6 protein-coding genes are annotated in these 5,663 nt (G+C 72.9%); 3 read left to right on the top strand and 3 right to left on the bottom strand.

Annotated elements, in window-relative coordinates; all coding sequences use genetic code 11:
• The coding region (locus DEIPI_RS38980) for an EAL domain-containing protein (protein WP_045233759.1) at positions 1-553 on the top strand (553 nt) is incomplete at its 5' end.
• 36 nt (positions 554-589) lie between these two features.
• Here DEIPI_RS38980 and DEIPI_RS0104745 read toward each other — a convergent pair.
• Positions 590-1,924, bottom strand: a complete 1,335-nt coding sequence (locus DEIPI_RS0104745; protein ID WP_027481015.1) for an MATE family efflux transporter — start codon at positions 1,922-1,924, stop codon at positions 590-592.
• Between the two features lie 91 nt (positions 1,925-2,015).
• On the bottom strand, positions 2,016-3,248 hold the full coding sequence (locus DEIPI_RS0104750) for a 23S rRNA (cytosine(2499)-C(5))-methyltransferase (RefSeq protein WP_027481016.1): 1,233 nt from the start codon (positions 3,246-3,248) through the stop codon (positions 2,016-2,018).
• A 158-nt stretch (positions 3,249-3,406) separates the two neighbouring features.
• Here DEIPI_RS0104750 and DEIPI_RS28600 point away from each other — a divergent pair, with 158 nt between their 5' ends.
• A complete protein-coding gene (locus DEIPI_RS28600; protein WP_052351621.1) occupies positions 3,407-3,796 on the top strand; it encodes a hypothetical protein in 390 nt (129 codons plus the stop codon).
• 3 nt (positions 3,797-3,799) lie between these two features.
• On the opposite strand, the gene DEIPI_RS0104760 is transcribed toward DEIPI_RS28600, so the two are convergent.
• Complete coding sequence (locus tag DEIPI_RS0104760; protein WP_157463463.1) at positions 3,800-5,044, bottom strand: glycoside hydrolase family 1 protein; 1,245 nt, start codon at positions 5,042-5,044, stop codon at positions 3,800-3,802.
• 180 nt (positions 5,045-5,224) lie between these two features.
• Between DEIPI_RS0104760 and DEIPI_RS28605 the strand changes: the two genes are divergently transcribed.
• Positions 5,225-5,663: ERF family protein (locus tag DEIPI_RS28605; protein ID WP_245588513.1), on the top strand; the 439-nt coding region annotated here is incomplete at its 3' end.

The following is a 5,663-nucleotide window of genomic DNA, read 5'->3' on the forward strand; positions in this document are numbered from 1 at the left end:
GCTGCGCGAGGCCTGCCGCCGCACGGTCGAGTGGCAGCGCGGCGGCAGGACCGACCTGCGGGTCGCGGTGAACGTCAGCCCCCGGCAGTTCGAGCGGCGCGACTTCGTGGAGAGCGTCGCGGCGACCCTCGTGGAGACGGGCCTGCCGCCCGCGTGCCTGGAGCTGGAGCTCACGGAGAGCGTCGTGATGCGCGACGTGCGCGAGAGCGCCGTGCGGATGGAGGAACTGCGCGAGCTGGGCGTGTCCGTCGCGGTGGACGACTTCGGCACGGGCTACTCCAGCCTGAGCTACCTCCAGCGGCTCCCCCTGACGGTCCTCAAGATCGACCGGAGCTTCATCCGCGACCTCGGGCGCGAGCGCGGCACGCTGCCGGTCGTGCGGGCCATCGCGGGGCTCGCGCACAACCTCGGGCTCACGACGGTCGCGGAGGGCGTGGAACGCCCCGACGAGCTGGACGTGCTGCGCGAGCTGGGCGTGCCGCTCGTGCAGGGCTACCTGCTCGCGCGGCCCGTCCCGCCGGACGAGGTGAGCTTCGACGTGGACGTTCCCTGAAGGAAACACCCCCGCCGGGCGGGCGGGGGCGTGGACTCAGAGGGTGCCGCGTCGCCAGCGTCCGGACGCGAAGCGCCCCGCGTACAGCAGCGCGGTGAGGCAGATGTAGACGAGCGCGGCGCCCCACGCGCCCACCACGCCGTAGCGGGGCGCGAACAGCGTGGCGCCCGCGACCATCACCAGCCACGAGCCGGGCAGCGTGACGAGCAGGCGGAAGCGCGTGTCGCCCGCCCCGCCGAGCGCGCCGCCGAGGACGATCGCGACGCCGTCGAGGATCTGGAAGGCCGCCATGACGCCCAGCACGAGCGCGCCGACGCGCAGAACGCCCGGATCGTCGTTGAACAGCCCGATCAGGGTGCGCGGCGCGAGCAGGAAGAGCAGTCCCAGCAGGCCCATCACGGCGGCGGCGACGCCCGCGCCCTTCCAGCCGACGCGTGTCGCGACGTCCGGTCGGCCCGCGCCGAGCGCGCGCGACAGCAGGCTGCCCGTCGCGGTGGAGAGCGCGAAGGCAGGCAGGAAGCCGAGGCTCGCGAGCTGGTTCGCGATCTGCGACGCGGCCAGCTCGGTCGGTCCGAGCCGCGAGATGACGCCCTGCAGGGCCGTGAACGCGCTGACCTCGCCGAGTTCCGTGAGGCCCGCCGGGAGGCTGACCCGCGCGAAGCTCGCGAGTTCCGCGCGCCGGGGACGGACGAAGCGGAAGCGCCCGAAGTCCTGACCGTGCAGGACGCGCAGCAACGCGAACGCGAGGCCGTTCTGCGTGCACACGGCGATGACGCTCGCCCACGCGGCGCCCGCGACACCCCAGCCCAGGCCGAACACGAACGTGACCGCGAGGACCGCGTTGAGGATCACGACGAGCCACGCGAGCAGCGCGGGCGTGCGGGTGTTGCCGAGGCCCACCATGATGGAGAGGCTGGTGCTGCCGAGCAGCACGAGGGGCGCCTCGATCATGCGGATGTGCCCGTAGGTCCGCGCGACCTGCGCGACGGCCGGGTCGGGACGCAGCAGCGCGAACAGCGCGTCCACCAGCAGGGGCCCGGCGAGCGCGAGCGGCACCCCGACGAGCGCGAGCGTCATGAAGACGTTCGACCAGCGCAGCACGCCCGCCCCATCCCCCGCGCCGAACGCGCGCGACACGAACGTCGCGGCGGTGTTGAGGCTGCCGCGGAAGAGCAGCAGCAGCGTGAGCACCGCGAGGCTCGCGAGGCCCACCGCGCCCACCTCGGTGACGCCGAGGCGGCCCACGACGAGGGTGTCCGTGAAGCCCACGGCGGTGTAGGCGAGGTTGGAGAGCATCAGCGGCCACGCGAGCCTCAGGAGGTCGCGGGTGCGTCCGGTGACGGCGGCGTCGTTGGCGGTGGTGGCGGACACGCTCCGCACCCTAGCACCGCCGCCGCGAGAGATTGAGAGCGAATCGGCCTAGAGAGGACGCGGCACGATGGCCGCGTCCCGCGGGGGGTGTTCAGTCGAACTGGAGGTAGATCGCCTTGAGGTAGCGCGCCTCGGGGAAGCGGGCCTCGTGGTCGGGCGCGTGGTGGGTGACGCGGAGCTCGCGCCACTTGCGGCCGCTGGCGTCGGCGGCGCCCCGGACGGCGTCGAAGAACTCCGTGTCGGTGACGTGCGCGGAGCACGACGCGGACACGAGGGTGCCGCCACGCGCGAGCCGGTCTATGCCGCCGGAGGCGAGGCCCCCGTAGGCGCGGACGGCGCCAGCGCGTTCGTCCTCGCGCCTCGCGAGGGAGGGCGGGTCGAGGACGACGAGGTCGAATTCCTTCCCGTCGGGCGCGCGGAGGTACTCGAAGACGTCGGCCTGCACGGCGTCGTGACGGCAGGCGGCGACCCCGGGAAGGTCGGCGTTGAGGGCGAAGTTGCGCCGCGCGCCCGCGAGGGCGTGGGCGCTGATGTCGAGGCTGGTGACCTCGCGGGCGCCGCCGCGCGCGGCGTACAGGGAGAAGCCCCCGGTGAAGCTGAAGGCGTTGAGGACGCGCCGTCCGCGCGCGAGACCCTCCACGAGGCGGCGGTTGTCGCGCTGGTCGAGGAAGAAGCCGGTCTTCTGTCCGCGCAGCACGTCCGCCTCGAAGCGCAGGCCGGACTCGCGGAAGATCACGGGGCCCCCGGGGGTGTCGCCGCGCAGGACGGTGCCGTCCTGCCAGCCGCGCCGCTCGCGCGCGGCGTCCTGGATGTTGCGGCTGAGGCGCAGCACGACGCGGCTCCCGGGGAAGCGCTCCCCGAGGAGCCCGAGGACGCGCTCCACGTGCGGGAACCACGCGGCGGTGTAGAGCTTGAGGACGAGGGTGTCCGCGTAGCGGTCGAGGACGAGGCCGCCCCAGCCGTCGCTCTCGCCGTTGACGAGGCGCAGGCCGTCGGTCTCCTCGTCCGCGAGGCCTTCACGGCGGGCGAGGGCCGCGTCAAGGTGCGCGGTCCACCACGCGTCGTCGATCATGCGGGGCTTTCCGGCGTGCAGGACGCGCAGCCGGAGGGGTGACTCGGGGTCGTAGAGGCCGACGGCGAGGAAGCGGTCGTCGCGGTCGTAGACGACGGCGAGCTCGCCGCTCTCGCCCGGGCGGTTCTGCTCGCGGACGCTGCCGTCGTACAGCCAGGGGTGGCCGCCGCGCAGGTGGTTCTCGGCGGCGCGGGTGACGCGCAGGCGGAGCCTCGCGGGAGCCTTGGTGGGGGTGGTGGGAGTGTCGGTCATGAACGTCCCCTCAGGATGCCGTGAAGCGGGCGGCCGCATGGGCGCGCGGCTCTCTTTGCGATGAGGAGTTCCCTCAGGGGGTCTGTACGGGCGTCCACGGGCCTCCCACGAAGCCGCCGGGCATCGGCGGGCACGATGGGGACGGAAGGAGGAAGATCATGACGACGACGAAGGTGTCTCCTCTCGCGGCGAACCGGGCGGGAGCGGAGCGGCTCGCGAGGGGGCTGGGGTGGTTCAGCATCGGTCTGGGTCTGCTGGAGGTGCTCGCGCCGCGCTGGCTGGGCCGTCGGCTCGGCATGGAGGACCGCGTGGGTCTGCTGCGCGCGTACGGCGCGCGTGAGCTGATGGCGGGCGCGGGCATCCTGTCGCGCGAGCGTCCGACGGGCTGGGTGTGGGCGCGCGTGGGCGGGGACGCCCTCGACATCGCGACGCTCGGCGCGAAGGTGCGGCAGGGCGGCCCGGGGCGGCGCGGGGCGCTCGTGGCGCTCGGGATGGTGCTGGGGGTCACGGCGCTGGACGTGCTGTGCGGCGCCCGGCTGCGGAAGTAGCGTCTAGGACCAGTCCCGGTCGGACCTGAAGTTCATGGCGTGCGCGGCGCGCGTGACGTCGTTCAGGTCGACCGGGTCGCTGTTGGGGTCCTCGTCGAGGCGGGTGACGCGGTTGAGGAGCCGTTGCCAGCGGCGCAGCTCGTCCACGAGGGGCGCGTAGGGCGCGCGCCTGAGCTCGTCCCCGTGACGTTCCAGGTCGCAGATGCCGTTGTGGAGCCACTCGCCGGTGTGCCAGTCGGGCATGTCCACCGCGGGAAAGAGGCACACGCCGTGCAGGTCGATGCCCTTCCTCACGGCGGCGAGGCATTCCTCCATGACGTCGCGCAGCCAGGCGGGGCGACCGTCACGCAGGCCGCTCGTCTCCGCGATGATCATGGGGCGCCCGTAGCGGTTCCAGACCTCCCCGAGGAGGTCGCCGAGCGGGACGACGCGGTCGTCGCGCGGGCCGAGCGCGGCGTGCGGGCCGTCCTCCCTGTACTCCATCTGCCCGAAGGAGTAGCAGTTGACACCGACGATGTCGAGGACCTCGGGGCTTCCGCCGAGCTCGGGGTGGAGGCGTCCGGCGAGGACGTCCCAGGCGACGAAGGTGTCGTGGAAGGTCTCCTCGCGGGCCTCGTCGGCGAGGTCGGGGCGGTCGCGCGGCGGCACGACGTACACGAGGGGATCGACGTTCACCATGCGGGCGTCCGGGACGACCTCGCGGATCGCGTGGACCGCCGCGATGGCGGCGCGGCACAGGGCGAGCCGCAGGCGGTGGCGGGTGTCCCTGGTGGTGCCGTAGGGCGCGGCCCAGCCCCACTCGCCGCCGCAGAAGGAGTAGAAGGTGGGTTCGTTGACGGGCGTGAAGAAGTGCGGGCCGTCGCGGCGCCCGCTCACGTACCGGGCGACCTCGCGGGCGTAGTCGGCGAAGCGGGTGGTGAAGGCGTCCGTGAAGGGGTCGAGGTCGTCGGGGTAGCCGTAGTGGCACAGGTCCCAGATGGGGGTGAGCCTGCACTTCTCCAGGGCGTCGAGGATGGGGTCGAGTCGGCTCAGGTCCACCTGCCCGCCGTGGTCCACGAGGGGCCAGGGGACGCCCTCGCGCACGACGGCGATGCCGAGGCCGCTCAGGAGGGCGTAGTCCTCGTGGAGCTTCGTGTCGTGCTGCGTCTCGGCGACGAGGTCGCGGCGGCCCTGATGCTTCCAGTGGAAGGTGGAGCACTCGAAGCCGGAGAGGAAGAAGGTGGGGAACAGGCCGGGGTGGTCGGTCACGGGGTCCTCCCTGGGCTTGGTGCCCGCCTCATTGCATCCCGCGCGGCGGGGCGCGTGGGCACGGGCGGGCTTGAGGCGGTCTTGGCGGAAGGTGCGGGCGACCACACTGCGGGAAGAATCTGAGGTAGAATTATGTTGACAGCAGAACAGCTGCCCCAGTTCACCTCAGGGAGACGAACCATGCAACGATCCGACAGCATCACCAAGATTGCCGCCGCCCTCGTGAAGGCCCAGGGGCAGCTCCAGATCGCCGTGAAGGACAGCACCAACCCCGCCTTCCGCAGCCGCTACGCCGACCTCGGCAGCGTCTGGGACGCCTGCCGCGCCGCCCTGCAGGACAACGGCCTCAGCGTCGTGCAGCTCCCCTTCCGCTCGGAGCCCGGCCACGCCGCGCTCGAAACGGTGCTCCTCCACGAGAGCGGCGAGTACATCAGCGGCGTGGCGGAGACGCGCCTCGTCAAGGACGACCCGCAGGGCTACGGCAGCGCCATCACGTACCTGCGCCGCTACGCGCTGTCGGCCATGCTCGGCATCGTCGCCGACGACGACGACGGCAACCACGCCAGCGGCGTCACCCCGAACGGCCCGCAGCGCGCCCTGCCGCTGAACCGACCCCTCG

Source organism: Deinococcus pimensis DSM 21231 (genome assembly GCF_000519345.1).
GTDB lineage: Bacteria > Deinococcota > Deinococci > Deinococcales > Deinococcaceae > Deinococcus_A > Deinococcus_A pimensis.